This is a genomic window from Nostoc sp. CALU 1950 (genome assembly GCF_051172895.1).
GTDB lineage: Bacteria > Cyanobacteriota > Cyanobacteriia > Cyanobacteriales > Nostocaceae > Nostoc > Nostoc edaphicum_A.
Map to the genome: position 1 here is coordinate 1 of NZ_JBDNJQ010000401.1, position 963 is coordinate 963.

The 963-nt window shown below is 38.8% G+C and carries 1 protein-coding gene; it reads right to left on the reverse strand.

What is annotated here, in order from left to right; translation table 11 throughout:
* Positions 1-132: 132 nt before the first annotated feature.
* Positions 133-774: a DCL family protein gene (locus ABF638_RS38170; RefSeq protein WP_435027918.1), complete on the reverse strand. Its 642-nt coding sequence runs from the start codon at positions 772-774 to the stop codon at positions 133-135.
* Positions 775-963 lie beyond the last annotated feature (189 nt).

Genomic DNA, 963 nt, shown 5'->3' on the forward strand with positions numbered 1-963 from the left:
ATGGTGAGGCGATTAGCATAAAATTTGACCCATCAAAACTTTTCAAACAGCCTCTAACCAATAAACCAACCTAATCCCCTCTGACAATCCCTAGATTACTCAGGGGGGTCTTATTATCTACTAAATATCTTTCTATTTACGCTTACTCGTTAGATTATGTTCTCTACACAGTAGACGTAACACCGCGTGTTGCTGATGATAACTGCACCAGGATTCTCTATATTCCTTATCGTCTTTACAAAACTGTTTACTAAAATACGTCCCTGTAGCCTCCTGAAACTCTGTAGGAATGCCAGTCCTATCTTTCTCGAAGTCGCTAATAAGCTTACTAAATAAAGGCTTATGATGATCTACGTGTAGCTCATTACTCAGACCGCAAATGTCACAGACTTGGCTAGATCCCCTCTGTTTAAGATATACCCCTGTTTGCCCCCCAACGGCTTCTCTGTAAGCGGATTTGCGTCTTTTTTCTATTAATCGAGACATATTATATTTACATTTTTCAGCACTAAAATCCACTGTAGAGCCATCTTCCCTAATAACCCAAAAGCATTTGTTTTTACGCTGTGGCGACTCTCTAACCTCGATCTGCTTTATCCCTATGCCTATTTTACTATCAACCTCTGGGTGTAATAAGAGTAAATCATATACTACGGATGCTTCTTGGCTTTCTAAAACTCTTATACCTCTGCTTAATACTGATTTAATGTAGTTGTCTCTCTCTTTTTGAGTCTTAAAGTGAAAACCACCGAGTTCTGAGGGTTTTGCTAACATAACAAGTTACTAGTATCTAATATTACCTATCTCAGTCTATTCGGGTAAATATCCGAGGTCAATGATACCCCCACTTAGTTGACTAAATGTCTACAACAGCATACAAAAAAGACAACCCTAATATGACCCTGAAACTAGGCTGTTGACTTTGTGGGTTTTTAGGCGGTTTTTGCTCATGCAGTTTTTGTG

What these genes read in the sequence shown, in the direction of transcription:
- ABF638_RS38170 (WP_435027918.1), bottom strand. Translation starts at nt 774, where the DNA reads ATGTTAGCAAAACCCTCAGAACTCGGTGGTTTTCACTTTAAGACTCAA.